Origin of the sequence: Streptococcus infantis ATCC 700779 (genome assembly GCF_000187465.1) — a bacterium.
Taxonomy (GTDB): Bacteria; Bacillota; Bacilli; order Lactobacillales; family Streptococcaceae; genus Streptococcus; species Streptococcus infantis.
On sequence record NZ_GL732439.1, the window covers coordinates 149341 to 164041 of the forward strand.

Genomic DNA, 14701 nt, shown 5'->3' on the forward strand with positions numbered 1-14701 from the left:
ACACTTTTTTTTTGCGCTCTTTTAAAGTTTGAGAGTAGCGAGGGATAATTGGACAGAATCCAAAAAAAACAGTAAAATAGAGGAATACCAATCTAAATGAAATTTGAGTAATAATCGTGGAAAAAAGAGACAATCATACAAAAACAGCTATTTGCGGTATTATCAATGTCACCCCAGATTCTTTCTCTGATGGGGGCCAATTTTTTGCTATTGAAGAAGCCTTAAAACAAGCTCGAAAATTGATTGCTGAAGGTGCCACTATTTTAGATATCGGTGGAGAGTCTACTCGACCTGGAAGTAGCTATGTTGAGATTGAAGAGGAAATCCAACGTGTGGTTCCAGTCATTAAGGCTATCCGTCAAGAAAGTGATGTTCTGATTTCGGTAGACACTTGGAAAAGTCAAGTTGCAGAAGCAGCTCTAAAAGCTGGTGCCCATATAGTCAATGACATTACAGGTCTTATGGGGGATGAGAAGATGGCGGAAGTGGTTGCTAAAGCTGGAGCTCAGGTAGTCATCATGTTTAATCCAGTCATGGCACGCCCTCAGCACCCTAGTTCACTTATCTTTCCTTATTTTGGCTTTGGAGAGCCTTTTACAAAGGAAGACCTAGATGAGTTTGAAAAACTACCAGTAGAAGAATTGATGACAGCTTTCTTTGACCGTGCTCTAGTAAGAGCGGAAAAAGCAGGAATTTCGAAAGAAAAGATCATGCTGGATCCTGGGATTGGCTTTGGCTTGACCAAAAAGGAAAATCTGCTACTTCTACGTGACCTTGATAAATTACACGAGATGGGCTATCCTATCTTTTTAGGAGTCTCTCGCAAGCGCTTTGTCATCAATATTCTGGAAGAAAATGGTTTTGAAGTAAACCCAGAAACTGAAGCAGGCTTCCGAAATCGTGATACTGCTTCAGCTCATGTGACCAGTATCGCTGCTAGACAGGGTGTAGAAGTGGTGCGTGTACACGATGTAGCCAGCCACAAGATGGCAGTCGAGATCGCGTCTGCTATTCGTCTGGCAGATGATGCGGAAAATTTAAACTTGAAACAATATAAATAAGATGAATAAAAACGAAACGAATCAGTGGATAGCTAACTATCGGACAGACCAACCGCATTTTGGTTTGGAGAGGATGATGAAGCTATTAGCCCTACGTGGCAATCCCCATCTGAAACTCAAGGTTATCCATATCGGAGGAACCAATGGTAAGGGATCTACTATAGCCTTTTTGAAGAATATGTTGGGAAAGATGGGGCTAAGAGTTGGAGTCTTTAGCTCACCCTATCTGATTCATTACACGGATCAGATTGCCATTAATGAGGAATCTATCCCAGAAGCAAGATTAGAGACCATGATGGTAGACTATCGCTCACTACTTGAGGGGGAGCATGCTCAAGCCTTGCAAGGAACGACAGAATTCGAGATTATCACTGCTATAGCCTATGACTATTTTGCTTCTGAGCAAGTCGATGTGGCCATTATGGAAGTCGGTATGGGTGGACTTTTGGATAGTACCAATGTTTGTCAGCCTATCTTAACAGGTATTACGACCATTGGCCTGGATCACGTAGCTTTACTAGGGGATAGCTTGGAAGCTATCGCGGAGCAGAAAGCTGGAATTATCAAACAAGGAGTTCCCTTGGTAACAGGAAATATTGTCCCAGAAGCCCTAGCAGTTATCAACCAAATCGCGGAAGCGAAAGCGGCTCCTAGACTTGTTTATGGGGAAGATTATCAAGTTAGCCATCATGAGAGTATGGAGACGGGAGAAGTCTTTGACTATACAAGCCCGCTTAGACAAGGTCGCTTCCAGACAGGATTGCTGGGTTTGCACCAGATAGAGAATGCTGGGATGGCACTAGCTTTACTTGATACTTTTTGTAAAGAAGATGGTCGAGAACTAGCAAGCAATGACTTGCTTGCTCAAGCTTTGGAAGAAACAAGCTGGCCTGGACGCTTTGAAGTTGTTTCTAGAAGACCTTTGATGATTTTAGACGGGGCTCACAATCCCCATGCTGTCAAGGCTTTGTTAGCTAGCTTGGAAGAACGATTTGCTGATTATCACAAGGAAATACTTTTTACATGTATCAAAACCAAGGCCTTGGAGGATATGTTAGACTTGTTAGAAACTTTGCCAGATACTGAGTTGACGTTGACTCACTTTGATGACGGTCGAGCGACAGACGAAAAAGTACTAAAAAAAGTAGCTTATTCTAGAAATTTCAACTATCAAAGTTGGCAGGAATTTCTAGACCAAAAAATGACAGAAAATGAAGAGAAAAAAACAGTTAGGATAGTAACGGGCTCATTATACTTTTTAGCCCAAGTGAGAGCCTATCTGATGGAGAGGAAAAATTAGAGAATGGATACACAAAAAATTGAAGAAGCTGTAAAAATGATTATCGAGGCAGTTGGTGAGGATGCAAATCGTGAAGGTTTGCAGGAAACACCTGCCCGTGTTGCTCGTATGTACCAAGAGATTTTTTCAGGACTTGGTCAAACTGCGGAGGAGCATTTGTCAAAATCCTTTGAAATTATTGATGACAATATGGTAGTAGAAAAGGATATCTTTTTCCATACCATGTGTGAACATCACTTCTTGCCATTTTATGGGAAAGCTCATATCGCCTACATTCCAGACGGACGTGTGGCAGGTTTGTCAAAGCTAGCTCGTACTGTGGAAGTTTATGCTAAAAAGCCACAGATTCAAGAGCGCTTGAATATCGAAGTGGCTGATGCTTTGATGGACTATCTTGGTGCCAAGGGTGCTTTCGTTGTTATTGAAGCAGAGCATATGTGTATGAGCATGCGTGGTGTTCGAAAACCAGGAACTGCAACCTTGACAACAGTAGCTCGTGGAGTTTTTGAGACAGACAAAGATCTTCGAGATCAAGCATACCGTCTCATGGGGTTATAAAAATCGATTCAAACGATTTTTTCTAGAAAGGACTAGTTATGGATCAATTGCGTATTAAAGATCTAGAAATTTTTGCCTATCATGGTCTTTTCCCGAGTGAGAAAGAACTAGGTCAAAAATTTATCATTGATGCAAGCTTATCCTATGATATGACCAAGGCTGCTACGGACTTAGATTTGGAAGCTTCTGTCCATTATGGCGAGCTCTGTCAGCAATGGACGACTTGGTTTCAGGAAACCACTGAAGACTTGATTGAAACAGTTGCCTACAAACTAGTAGAGCGCACTTTTGAAACCTATCCAATAGTTCAAGAAATTAAACTGGAACTCAAAAAACCATGGGCGCCTATTCATCTACCACTAGACACCTGTTCAGTAACCATCCATCGTTGCAAACAAAGAGCCTTTATTGCTCTAGGTAGCAATATGGGGGATAAAACGGCTAATCTCAAGCAAGCTCTTGAAAAAATAAGTACTCGTGGGATTCGTATTCTCAAAAAGTCTAGTGTGATTACAACTGAGCCTTGGGGTGGTGTCGAGCAAGATAGTTTTGCCAATCAGGTGGTTGAAGTAGAAACTTGGCTGCCGGCTCCAATCTTGTTAGAAACCTTGTTGGACATTGAGGCAGAAATGGGTCGGGTTAGAGAAGTGCATTGGGGACCTCGTTTGATTGATTTGGACTTGCTCTTTGTGGAGGATCAGGTCATTTATAACGATAATCTCATCTTGCCGCATCCTTATCTTGCTGAGCGACTCTTTGTCTTAGAGTCGCTGCAGGAAATTGCACCTCATTTCATCCATCCAGTCCTAGGACAACCGATTCGTCACTTATATCAAGAATTGAAAAAATAAGAAAACTCTAGTCAGAAGGCTAGAGTTTTTAAAATAGGTCATTTTCTTCAGGTAGGAGGATGGTTTCCTTACCGTCCATATCCATAACAAGTACTTTCGGTGGGTACAATGGGTCAAAGGGATGATTAAAATCGAAGTCAATCGTAGTCGGTAGATGCTCACTTGAAAAACGGAAGGTGATGGAACCGTTACTGTTTAAGAGCTGAAATTCTAACTCATCTTCTAATTCAAAAACATGCTTTAAAAAATGATCAATAATGTACCAGATTGAGTCGATAACATCGTCTGGGAGATTGGTTACCACACCAAAGCTGGCACAACGTCTATGAGAATCCGTAAAAGCCATCCATGCCTCCTACTTAATTTTTTATTATCATACTGCAAACTGGCCTAAAAATCAAGAAAAGTAAACTAATTTACAAAAATATGATTATCGGTGAAATTTTTTCAAAGAAAGTTCAATTAATCCTTGAAAATGCTTACAATTAGTGGTAAACTAGTAGTGGTGTAAACATGAAAACAAAATTTTCAACATTAGAAAGGAAACGGTATGAACACAGATGATACAGTAACAATTTATGACGTTGCCCGAGAAGCAGGAGTTTCAATGGCAACTGTCAGTCGTGTAGTCAATGGCAACAAGAATGTCAAAGAAAACACTCGTAAGAAAGTTCTAGAGGTGATTGATCGCCTAGACTATCGCCCAAATGCAGTAGCTCGTGGCTTGGCAAGCAAACGTACAACAACTGTTGGGGTTGTCATCCCAGATATCACTAACACGTATTTTGCTGCGCTAGCAAAAGGGATTGATGATATTGCAGAGATGTACAAATATAACATCGTCCTTGCGAATAGTGATGAGGATGATGAAAAAGAAGTGGCAGTAGTGAATACACTCTTTTCAAAACAAGTTGATGGTATTATCTTTATGGGCTATCACTTAACAGAGAAAATTCGCTCAGAGTTTTCACGTTCACGTACTCCTGTAGTTCTTGCAGGAACAGTGGATGTAGAACACCAGCTTCCAAGTGTTAATATTGATTATAAGAATGCTACTGCGGATGCTGTTCGCCATTTGTTGAAGCGTAACAAAAAAATTGCCTTTGTGAGTGGTCCATTGGTAGATGATATTAACGGTAAAATTCGCTTGGTTGGCTACAAAGAAGCTTTGAAAGCAGCAGGAGTTAACTATAGTGAAGGACTTGTATTTGAATCTAAATATCGCTATGATGATGGTTATGCTCTGGCAGAGCGCTTAGTTTCTTCTAAAGCAACTGCAGCGATTGTGACTGGTGATGAATTGGCAGCTGGTCTCTTGAACGGCTTGGCTGATCATGGAGTTTCAGTACCAGAAGACTTTGAAATCATTACGAGTGATGATTCTCAAATTGCTCGCTTTACTCGACCAAGCCTTACAACTATCGCACAACCCTTGTATGACTTAGGTGCGATTAGTATGCGTATGTTGACTAAAATTATGCATAAAGAGGAATTAGAAGAACGTGAAGTCCTCCTACCTCATGGTTTGACAGAGCGCAAATCAACTCGCAAAAAGTAATAAAAAACCAGGAATCTAGCTGATTTCCTGGTTTTTTATTATCCTTCCATATATGTTTGGAGTTGTTCGCCCTTAAGTCCAGCATTGATTGCGATAAGAAGCTTTAGTCTTGCTTTTTGAGCGTTTAGTTCTTTTACAAAATATACACCATCATTCTGAAGACAAACACCACCGCCTTCGTAGGCGTAAACAGGTTCTGCAATCCCATTGAAACAACGTGAGACTAGTGCAATAGGAAGTCCTGCTTGACTGAGAGATTTTAATTTTTCAGCTGTTTCCTTGGGTACATTTCCAGCACCAAAAGCCTGAATAATCAATCCATCTAGTTGGTCAACAGGAAGTAAATCGAGAAGTTCATCGGTCATGCCCGCATAAACAGGGATAATAGGGACCAACCCTTGAATGCTCTCAAGGTCAAAACGAACACGAGGTTCTGCCGTTTTGAAGTAGAGAATTTCCTGCTTCATAATGAGCCCGAGTGGTCCATGAGTCGGTGTTTGAAAGGTACTAACGTTAGTAGTATGCGTTTTTGTGACATATTTGGCGGCGTGAATTTCATCGTTCATAACGACCAAGACACCCTTATCTGCAGCCTTGTCATCACTGGCCACACGTAAGGCGCTAAGATAGTTGTAGACACCATCACTTCCCAGTTCATTAGAAGATCTCATGGCACCTGTCAGGACGATAGGCATATGAGGTACCTCCATGGTGTCGAGGAAATAAGCCGTTTCTTCTAGTGTATCTGTCCCATGTGTAATGACAACACCATCATAGGACGATGCCTCTTGTTTAATTTTATGGTAGAGGGCTAACATATGCTTAGGCTTGATGTGTGGACTAGGCAAATTTAAAAAATCCAAGGAATGGACTTCGATACCTTCGAGAGGATTAGAGATATGATTCATAGGGTTATCAGCACTAGTCCTTACAGCTCCAGATTCATCTGCCTGCATGGAGATAGTGCCACCAGTATGTAAAACAAGGATTTTCTTAGTCATGATTCACTCACTTTTTCTGAAATGTGGTATAATCATTGTATCATAAAAGAAAGGAATGAGATAGAATGGAAGTCAAAGCTGTGTTTTTTGATATTGATGGAACGCTTGTAAATGATAGTAAGAGTGTTTTGAAGTCCACAAAGGAAGCTATCAAGATTGTGAAAGAACAAGGGGTGCTTGTTGGGGTAGCAACAGGGCGAGGACCTTTTTTTGTTAAGGATTTGATGGACGATTTGGACCTGGATTTTGCAGTGACCTACAATGGCCAATATATCTTTAACAAAGATCGTGTTCTTTTTGCTAGCCCTATTGATAAGAGAAGCCTCAGACAAATCATCTCGTATGCCAAGGAAAATCGAAAAGAGATTGCCATGGGAACGCGACAAGACGTTGTCGGTTCTCGGATTATGTCCTTTGGGCTCAGCCCTCTTTCACAACTCGTCAGTCGATTTGTACCTAAATTTTTGACTCGTACTGTTAGTCATTCCTTTAATCGTATGGTCAGTAAGGCCCTTCCTCAGAAGGAAGATGATTTGTTGAACTTAATCAATCAACCAATCTATCAGGTGCTTATGTTGATGACGCCTGAGGAGACAAACCATGCTGCTGAAGCATTAAATCATTTGAAATTTACCAGAAGTAATCCATTCGCGGCCGATATTATCAATCAAGGAAATTCTAAGTTAGAGGGTATCCGTCGTGTCGGGAAAGAGTATGGTTTTGATCTCAATCAAGTCATGGCCTTTGGGGACTCAGATAATGATTTGGAAATGTTGGCTGGTGTTGGGATGTCTGTTGCCATGGGAAATGGTAGTAGCAGCGTAAAAGAAGTTGCTAAGCATATTACTGCCAGCAACCAAAATGATGGGATTCACAAGGCTTTGGAATATTTTGGAGTTTTGTCTTCTGAAAAAGTCTTTGTCAGTCGTGACTATCATTTTAACAAGGTTAAAACCTTCCATCATATGATGGACGAGCGAACTCAAGAAGAACCAATAGCTTGGGATTTGCAAGGGGCAACTCATCGCGCCGGCTTTAAGATTGAAGAGTTAGTTGAATTTGTCCGTGCTGCAAGCAATTCTGAAGAGGAATTTCAACAAGCTGTACAAGATTTGCACCAGGCACTTGATGTATCAGCAGATAAAGTTTCTCAAAAAATACCGGCTAAAAGTACTTTGGTTGGACAAGTCGATGCCTTGATTGATACTCTCTATTTTACGTATGGTAGTTTTGTACTGATGGGAGTAGATCCAGAGCGGATATTCGAGATTGTCCATCAGGCAAACATGGGTAAAATATTCCCAGATGGCAAGGCACAGTTTGATCCTGTGACTCACAAGATACTTAAGCCAGAAGGCTGGGAGGAGAAGTATGCTCCAGAACCAGCTATCAAGAAGGAACTTGCGCGTCAGATTAGAGCTTATGAACGTCATAAAGAAAGAAAAAATAAACAATAAAAAGGAGCGCATTGGCTCCTTTTTTTAGTCTAATTATAAAGTTTTATCCTTGTCTCGGACGACGAGAAGGTCAACGCTTGTGTGGCGAAGGATATATTCAGATGAAGATCCGACAAGCAACCGTTCGAAGGCGTTAAGTCCTGTTGCTCCAACCAAAATCAAATCAACGTGTTCTTGATCAGGGATTGTTTTAGCCAAAAGAGTTTTAGGATTTCCCATTTCGATGACAACTTGAATATCTTTAAGACCAGCGTCTCTTGCACGCTTTTCGTATTCTGCCATCAACTCTTGTGCCTCGACTTGTAACTCTTCGTAAACTTCTGCATCGAATGTTGAAATGCTTTGAAGAGCACGAGTATCGATTACATGCGCAATGGTTAATTTAGCCTGGTTACGTAATGCTGACTGAACTCCTTTGATAAAAGCCAAATCAGCTTCTTTAGAACCGTCGACTGCTACCATGATGTTTTCGTAACGTTGTGTCATAGCAAAAACCTCCTCATTTCTTATCACCTTCATTGTAATCCTTTTCACTAAAAAAGTAAAGTAAAAAATGATAGCAAACAAGATGCTTTTGACTTTGGTTTTGAGAGTGTTATAATTAAAGGAGAGAAGGCAAGAGGAGATCATATGACAAAAATTGCGGTACTTTCAGATATCCATGGAAATACAAGAGCACTGGAAGCTGTTTTAGCAGATGCGGAGAAGGCAGGCGCTGAGGAATATTGGCTCTTGGGAGATATTCTCATGCCTGGGACAGGACGAAAAAATATTCTCAGACGATTAGAGGACTTGCCGATTACGATTCGAGTTCTGGGAAATTGGGAAGAGAGTTTATGGCGAGCAGCTCATCGAAAATTAGATACAAGTAGACCTAGCCATCGCTACCTCTTGCGCCAATGCCAGTATATTATGGAAGAAATTAGTCTAGATGATATTGAAGCTCTACAGGCATTTCCCATGCACACACACCGCCAGTTTGGAAATCTGAAGGTAGGGATAAGCCATCATTTGCCGGATAAAAATTGGGGGCGAGAGTTGATTCATCTGGGAAAACAAGAGGACTTTGACCGTCTTGTCACCAATCCGGACTGTGATATTGCCATTTATGGTCATATCCATCAGCAGTTTCTTCGCTATGGAAGTGGTGGGCAACTGATTTTAAATCCAGGCTCAATTGGGCAACCGTTCTTTTTATCAGCAAGTCTACGTGAGGATTTGCGGGCCCAGTACATGATTTTGGAGTTTGATGACAGGGGATTAAAAGATATAGATTTTCGTCGTGTTGATTACGATGTTGAGTCAGAATTACAATTGGCTAGAGATTTGAAATTGCCCTACTATGAGGTATACTATGAAAGCTTAGTCAACGGAATTCACCATACCCATAATCAGGACTTGTTGCACGAAATCGCTCAGAGTCAAGGACATGATGTTGAATTGGACGACTGGCTTAGTCGTAACTCTTGACATTACAACTCTAGGAGATATAATAAATATAAGAGAAGAATGAGCTTTGTTGATAATAAAGGAGGACTGCATGCAAATTTCAAGCCGATTTACCATTGCGACACATATGTTGGTAATCATTGCCCTAAAAGGGAAGGAAAGCAAGGTGACTAGTGATTTTCTCGCTAGTAGTGTTGGAGTCAATCCTGTTATTATCCGAAAAACTTTGTCCCAACTGAAAAAAGCAGACTTGATTTCCGTCGCGCGTGGAACTGGAGGGGCAGAGATTATCAAAGAGCTAGAGGACATCAGTCTTTTGGATATTTATCAAGCGGTGGAATGCCTTGGAAAGACTGGACAACTCTTTAGTTTCCATGATAATCCTAATCCTGACTGTCCAGTAGGAGCCAATATCCATGGGGTTTTAGATGAAAAGTTAGATAAAATTCAAGAAGCCATGGAAGAAGAATTAAGCCAAACTAGTCTGGCCCGAGTAGTGGCGGATGCAGAAGCAAGAATCTAAAATTAAGAGGACCTAAGGTCCTCTTTTTATTTTTAGCTAATTATGATGAAATTTAATTAGATAAAGGAGGAAGAAATGTATCTCGTTGTAGGAATTGTATCAGCCTTTATCCGTGAATTTGTAGCTCTATGTGTGACATTAAAGTGGCTCTTTGTGTTCTTCTACGGATTATGATTCCTAGCTCTTCTTTTATCCTATAAGGGAATTCTTTGGTCATAAAAGTCTCTATTTTAACTCGTTCATGTAAAAAAGCAAGAATTTTTTAGTTCTTGCTTTTTTATTGATTATTTATGACGTGCTGTCTTATTGAAGTCTATAGCCCTATTTTTCCTCTTTTTTCTTTAGGAAGCTTCCAAGTCCAAGAAGAGACAGAATGCTGAATCCAGCAAGAGCAAGAGGTGATTTGTTTTCAGTTCCTGTGTTTGGAAGGACTTTTTGAGAAAGACCCTCTACAACAGTTTCTTGAGTTTCAGGCTGGACAGCTAGGTTTTGGGCCTGATTTTGTTCTACTTTCAAGCTAGAAAGATCAAATTCTGGCTTTTCTTCCACAGCTGGAGCGACAATGGCACCACCTTGAGACAAGCGGAGAACGACAGCAGTGAGAGCGTTCAATTTCAAGCCTTTTTCAGTCCATTCGAGACCTTGAGGGTTGGCAATTCCTACCGGTCCTGCTTGGTTTTCATCAGCCAAGACTTCGGCCTTTCTCAAGTGGGCAAAGTCTGTTTCTAGAGTGAATTCACGTTCTTTATCATCTGCATTGACAAAGACAGCGTAGATATCCCCATTTGGAGCAGTAATTTGGTAGCCGATGACCACGTCTTCTTTTTCAACACCATTTTGTCCTGGGACAGTAATGAGGCGGACACGCTCCTTGATATCTTCAAGACTCTTGAGTCGGAAGGCATCTGTAGATTTACGAAGGGCAATCAAACCTTTCATGTAGTCGCGACTCTTAACATTTTCAGGATATGCTTTTTTATCTGTTGCCTTGGTCCAGTCAAATTTGTTGACAGCATCGCTAGAGTCATAAGAGTCATGGATGAAGTAAGGATAGACAAATGGATTGCCATCCTTATCACGCAACAAGTGAGATTTGTTTGGAACCTTATCCTCTGAAACAGGAGTTTTGTAGGCTGGGTCCAAGAATTGTTTGGTACGTCCATATTCCTGACCAGAGTGGATAAATGGTGTTCCTTGTGCTGTTAAGACCATGAGGTTTCCAAGTCGTAAACGACGATGGATTTCCGCATAGTTTTCGGCCTTACTTGGGTCTTTTTTGATAGATTGGGCAATGATGTCAAAGAGAGTCAAGTTATCGTGGGCTGCGATATACTGAATAACATCTCCTGGGTTGTCCGCTTCAAAATTGGTTGGTTGAGCAATGAGGTTCTTAAAGATGGTATTGACATCACGTTTGCCACCTGTGATAAAGGCAGGCTGCCCTTCGTTTGGATAGCCAGACTTGAGGTTGTTGCGGATGTCGTCTGAAAAGACAGCGACAGTATCTGTTTTCTTCATCCAATCTTGGTCAGCAGGTTGTACAGGCGTATTTTCATCACCAGTGTAGGTTCTCCAGCCTTCACCTAACATGATAAGGTTTGGATTGAGGGCGCGTGCAGCCTTGTAAGCTTCTTCGATTGAAGCCGCATCGTGATCACCCATCATATCGAAACGGAAACCATCCACTTTGTAGGTGTCAACCAGATACTTGATAGAGTCTACCAAGACACGTTTAGACATATAATGGGTTGTTCCTAAACGACCACCACCAAAGCTAGTACGTGGCGAACCATCAGCATCCATGAAGTGATAGTAGTTTGGCTCAAGGTCTTCAAAGATATCGACGTTGGCAGTATGGTTGTAGACCACGTCCAAGATAGCTCCCATGCCACGTTTATGGATTTCGTTGATGAGATTTTTGAATTCCGCGATACGTTTTTCTGGATCCTTGGGATTGCTAGAGTACATACCAGTCAAGGAGAAGTAGTTTTGAGGGTCATATCCCCAGTTGTAGTTGCTGTTGCTTGAAGCATAGGCAGATAATCGCTCTTTGTTTTTCAATTCATTGACATAGTAGTAAGACAAGACTGGGAGAAGTTGGATGTGGGTCACGCCCAAATCTTTGAGATAATCGAGCTTCTCGATAAAGGCTTCAAAGGTACCAAATGGCTTAGTCAAGTCTTTTGCGATGGTAGGATCTGAAGTGAAGTCACGAACATGAGCTTCATAGATGACGGCATCTTCACGCGATTTGAAGTTGCGAATCTTACCATAAGTCAAGTTTTGCGGACCTAGTTTTGATGGGTCCACAAAGGCAGCTTTAGCTACTTTATGGGCAGGGTCTGTTTTTGCTAGATCACTATTCCAAGCTGCTAATGATTTGGCATAAGGGTCAAGAACGAGGACAGTTTTACCTTGGCGTTCGATTTGGTAGTGGTAGTAGTAGCCAGTGTAGTTGCTGATGCCAAGTCCTGAATTCTCATCCAAGGTTTGGTTCCAAGTTCCTTTTTCTCCCTTTTTAAGATCGACGGTTCCAACAACTTTTTCAGGGTCCTTCTTGTCATAGACGACAACGGAAACCTTATCAGCACTTGGAGACCAGAGAGTCAAATCAACACGTTTGCCATCTTCTTTAAGAGTTGCACCGAGTGGGCCATCGTAACTATAAGTCTCGTCTTTGAGACGCCAGCTAGAACGTGTGGTAAATCGGTCTGAATTGTAGCTGACAGTGTAAGGGTTTTGAGTGTCAGAGAAGTCGCCGATATAGGTCACTTTCTTACCAGCTTCATCCACTTCCACGTCTGTGATAGCTACTTTATTTCCTTGATAATCAGTGATGCCGGAGTGTTTGAGGATATCGTCTTTCTTAGCTCCAACTAGTGTAGAGAAACTACTTTCGATACGAGATTTAGCCACGTGTTGGGCACCAGTCATACGAATATCGTGCACGTAATAAGGGTTGGTGTAGATGGTTTCATCATCATCCTTGAGGAAAATCTGACTGTGATTTTTTAGATCAGTGAATTTATAATCTTCTTTTCTGATTTTCACATCATCGCCTTTCTTGCTTTCGTCTAGTAGTAAAAATCCAAATTCTCTAGCGGCTTCATTGAGTGGAATATCGATGTAGCGTCCGTGTTTTCCTGTTGCGGTAAAGTCAGTACCGTCAGGCCATTCTCCACTGCTTGGCTTTTTGACATCTCCCCAATACCAGAGTGATTTTTTATCATAGTTACCATCAGTACGGTAGTAGTTGACGCGGACAGTTCCCGCAGGCTGAGGTTGGTAGTTGTAAACTTTGTAGTTTTCATCTAGCCAAGCTTCATTCATTTTTGGAGATAGACGCTCTACAGAACGGTCTCCAGTAAGATTATCCCCTTTTGTATTATTGATGAGGAAGCTGACTTTCTTGGCTTGTTCATTTTTGAGTTTGACATCTAGGTAATAGCCATAATCGTCTTGTTTGGCATCTTTAAATGACTGGGCTCCATTTGGCCAATTTTCAGAAGGTTTTTCTACATCGTCCCAAGTCCAGAGACCTTGAGAATCCTTAGCTTTTTCTGGGAGTTTTTTTACATGGATACGGAAGTAGTTGTCTGCGATTGGAGTTTCAGAATTAGTTTCTACTTTTGTTTTTTCATCTGAAACTGGACTTGCAGCTACTTCAGTTTTTTTATCCTCTGAAGTTGTGGCTGGCTCTTCTTTCTTTTCTACTTGATCGCTAGAAGGATTGGTTGTAGCACCCTCAGCTTTAGCACTTTCAGTAGTTAAAGCTACTTCAGATTCTTTAGCCTTTTCTTCAGTTTTAAGGGAATCGTTTTCATTGTTTTGACCAGAAACAGGAATTGGAGCTGGCATAGAATCTGTATCTGCAGGGTTAACAGTAACAGCGCTTACATTTTCTCTAGTGCTTGATAAATTCTCATCTGCAGCAACATGAGGAGTTGCAAGAGCTAGTAGGATAAAGCTCGCTCCGATAAGGACTGATCCTGTTCCGTTTTTCAAAGAACGGATACTATAAACCATTTTTTTCTCGCGTTGGGGGAATATGTTCTTCATCAATAGTCTCCTATAAATTTATTTTAAAATTAGTATAACACGGGGTAAAAAATTATGCAAGCGTTTTCCTAGATGTTTTTTTATGCCAACAAGAAACTCTCCTTATTCTTTAAGGAGAGTTTTTATAATAGAAGTAGTTGGAAAGAAGTAGATAGAAAAGCTTGATAACTGAAGAAAAAATGAAGTAGAATTATTTCAGCGCTTGTTCTAAGAAGTGATTATCTTATCGCCGATGTGAGAAATAGTTGAGAAGGTTTATCAAGGAAAAGAGTGTCGGAACTATAAAGTATTTGGGTCTGAATGTCTGAGAAGCCATGATTTTTAAGAGTCTCCTCAAGTTCCGAAATAATAAAACCATGGTTTTCTCCATCTGGTACGGTATAATCAGCGATAAATAGTTGTCCTCCGAGAGTCAAATGTTCTTTGAACATAGCTAGACCGGAATCAAAATGAGGCATGTGATGAAGAACACGACTAACGATAATGAGATCGAATGTTTGCTCCAATGGCTTAAGCACTAAGTCTTGTTGAATCAAGTGTAGATTTTCAAGTTTTTGGTTTTCAACCTTGATACGAGCTTGCTCCAGCATTTTTTCTGCGATGTCAACCAAGGTCACTGACTTGGATTGTTTGGCTAGAGGAAGAGCGATAAGTCCAGTTCCTCCTCCAAAATCTAGGATTGATTTGGTGGATAGCTCAGAGACTTGTTGCTTGATCTCTGCATTTACAAGGTCTGCTAGAAATTGGTTTTTGGGAGAATCGAAAGATTCTGCTCGATGATTAAAATGATGTTCCATGTCAATAGTGTAGCATAAAGAGAGGATGTTTTAAAATGTTGGCTAGGTCTTGTTGGAAAGGGATAGAGTTATCGACTGGTGTTTAGC

General features: G+C 41.0%; 13 protein-coding genes. 8 read left to right on the plus strand and 5 right to left on the minus strand.

Annotated features, from left to right (window positions below; translation table 11 throughout):
• Positions 1-116 precede the first annotated feature (116 nt).
• The 4 genes from folP to folB are packed head-to-tail and all read left to right on the plus strand — an operon-like array spanning position 117 to position 3770.
• On the plus strand, positions 117-1061 hold the full coding sequence (gene folP, locus HMPREF9423_RS03035) for a dihydropteroate synthase (RefSeq protein ID WP_006147869.1): 945 nt from the start codon (positions 117-119) through the stop codon (positions 1059-1061).
• 1 nt (position 1062) lies between these two features.
• Positions 1063-2361, plus strand: coding sequence for a bifunctional folylpolyglutamate synthase/dihydrofolate synthase (locus HMPREF9423_RS03040; protein WP_006147870.1), 1299 nt, complete (start codon positions 1063-1065; stop codon positions 2359-2361).
• Between the two features lie 3 nt (positions 2362-2364).
• Positions 2365-2919 carry a GTP cyclohydrolase I FolE gene (gene folE, locus HMPREF9423_RS03045; protein ID WP_006147871.1) on the plus strand — a complete coding sequence of 185 codons (555 nt, stop codon included), beginning with the start codon at positions 2365-2367 and terminating at the stop codon, positions 2917-2919.
• 38 nt (positions 2920-2957) lie between these two features.
• Positions 2958-3770, plus strand: a complete 813-nt coding sequence (folB, locus tag HMPREF9423_RS03050) for a dihydroneopterin aldolase (protein ID WP_006147872.1) — start codon at positions 2958-2960, stop codon at positions 3768-3770.
• A gap of 28 nt (positions 3771-3798) precedes the next feature.
• On the opposite strand, the gene HMPREF9423_RS03055 is transcribed toward folB, so the two are convergent.
• Positions 3799-4116, minus strand: coding sequence for a DUF960 domain-containing protein (locus HMPREF9423_RS03055; RefSeq protein ID WP_004251754.1), 318 nt, complete (start codon positions 4114-4116; stop codon positions 3799-3801).
• Between the two features lie 204 nt (positions 4117-4320).
• On the opposite strand from HMPREF9423_RS03055, the gene ccpA reads away from it, so the two are divergent.
• Positions 4321-5328, plus strand: a complete 1008-nt coding sequence (gene ccpA, locus HMPREF9423_RS03060; RefSeq protein WP_004251755.1) for a catabolite control protein A — start codon at positions 4321-4323, stop codon at positions 5326-5328.
• 38 nt (positions 5329-5366) lie between these two features.
• On the opposite strand, the gene HMPREF9423_RS03065 is transcribed toward ccpA, so the two are convergent.
• Positions 5367-6329, minus strand: coding sequence for an asparaginase (locus HMPREF9423_RS03065; protein ID WP_006147873.1), 963 nt, complete (start codon positions 6327-6329; stop codon positions 5367-5369).
• Between the two features lie 65 nt (positions 6330-6394).
• Here HMPREF9423_RS03065 and HMPREF9423_RS03070 point away from each other — a divergent pair, with 65 nt between their 5' ends.
• Positions 6395-7786 carry a Cof-type HAD-IIB family hydrolase gene (locus tag HMPREF9423_RS03070; protein WP_006147874.1) on the plus strand — a complete coding sequence of 464 codons (1392 nt, stop codon included), beginning with the start codon at positions 6395-6397 and terminating at the stop codon, positions 7784-7786.
• A 33-nt stretch (positions 7787-7819) separates the two neighbouring features.
• Here the strand turns inward: HMPREF9423_RS03070 and HMPREF9423_RS0101970 are convergent, their stop codons facing one another.
• On the minus strand, positions 7820-8272 hold the full coding sequence (locus tag HMPREF9423_RS0101970) for a universal stress protein (RefSeq protein WP_006155803.1): 453 nt from the start codon (positions 8270-8272) through the stop codon (positions 7820-7822).
• 144 nt (positions 8273-8416) lie between these two features.
• On the opposite strand from HMPREF9423_RS0101970, the gene HMPREF9423_RS03075 reads away from it, so the two are divergent.
• Both HMPREF9423_RS03075 and HMPREF9423_RS03080 read left to right on the plus strand, forming a co-directional pair.
• A complete protein-coding gene (locus HMPREF9423_RS03075) occupies positions 8417-9256 on the plus strand; it encodes a metallophosphoesterase family protein (RefSeq protein ID WP_006147876.1) in 840 nt (279 codons plus the stop codon).
• A 70-nt stretch (positions 9257-9326) separates the two neighbouring features.
• Positions 9327-9758, plus strand: a complete 432-nt coding sequence (locus HMPREF9423_RS03080) for an Rrf2 family transcriptional regulator (RefSeq protein WP_006147877.1) — start codon at positions 9327-9329, stop codon at positions 9756-9758.
• Positions 9759-10079: 321 nt separating this feature from the next.
• On the opposite strand, the gene HMPREF9423_RS03085 is transcribed toward HMPREF9423_RS03080, so the two are convergent.
• The gene (locus tag HMPREF9423_RS03085; RefSeq protein WP_006147878.1) at positions 10080-13817 is read right to left on the minus strand and encodes a pullulanase; all 3738 of its coding nucleotides are present in this window, start codon (positions 13815-13817) and stop codon (positions 10080-10082) included.
• 218 nt (positions 13818-14035) lie between these two features.
• Complete coding sequence (locus tag HMPREF9423_RS03090; RefSeq protein WP_006147879.1) at positions 14036-14614, minus strand: class I SAM-dependent methyltransferase; 579 nt, start codon at positions 14612-14614, stop codon at positions 14036-14038.
• Positions 14615-14701 lie beyond the last annotated feature (87 nt).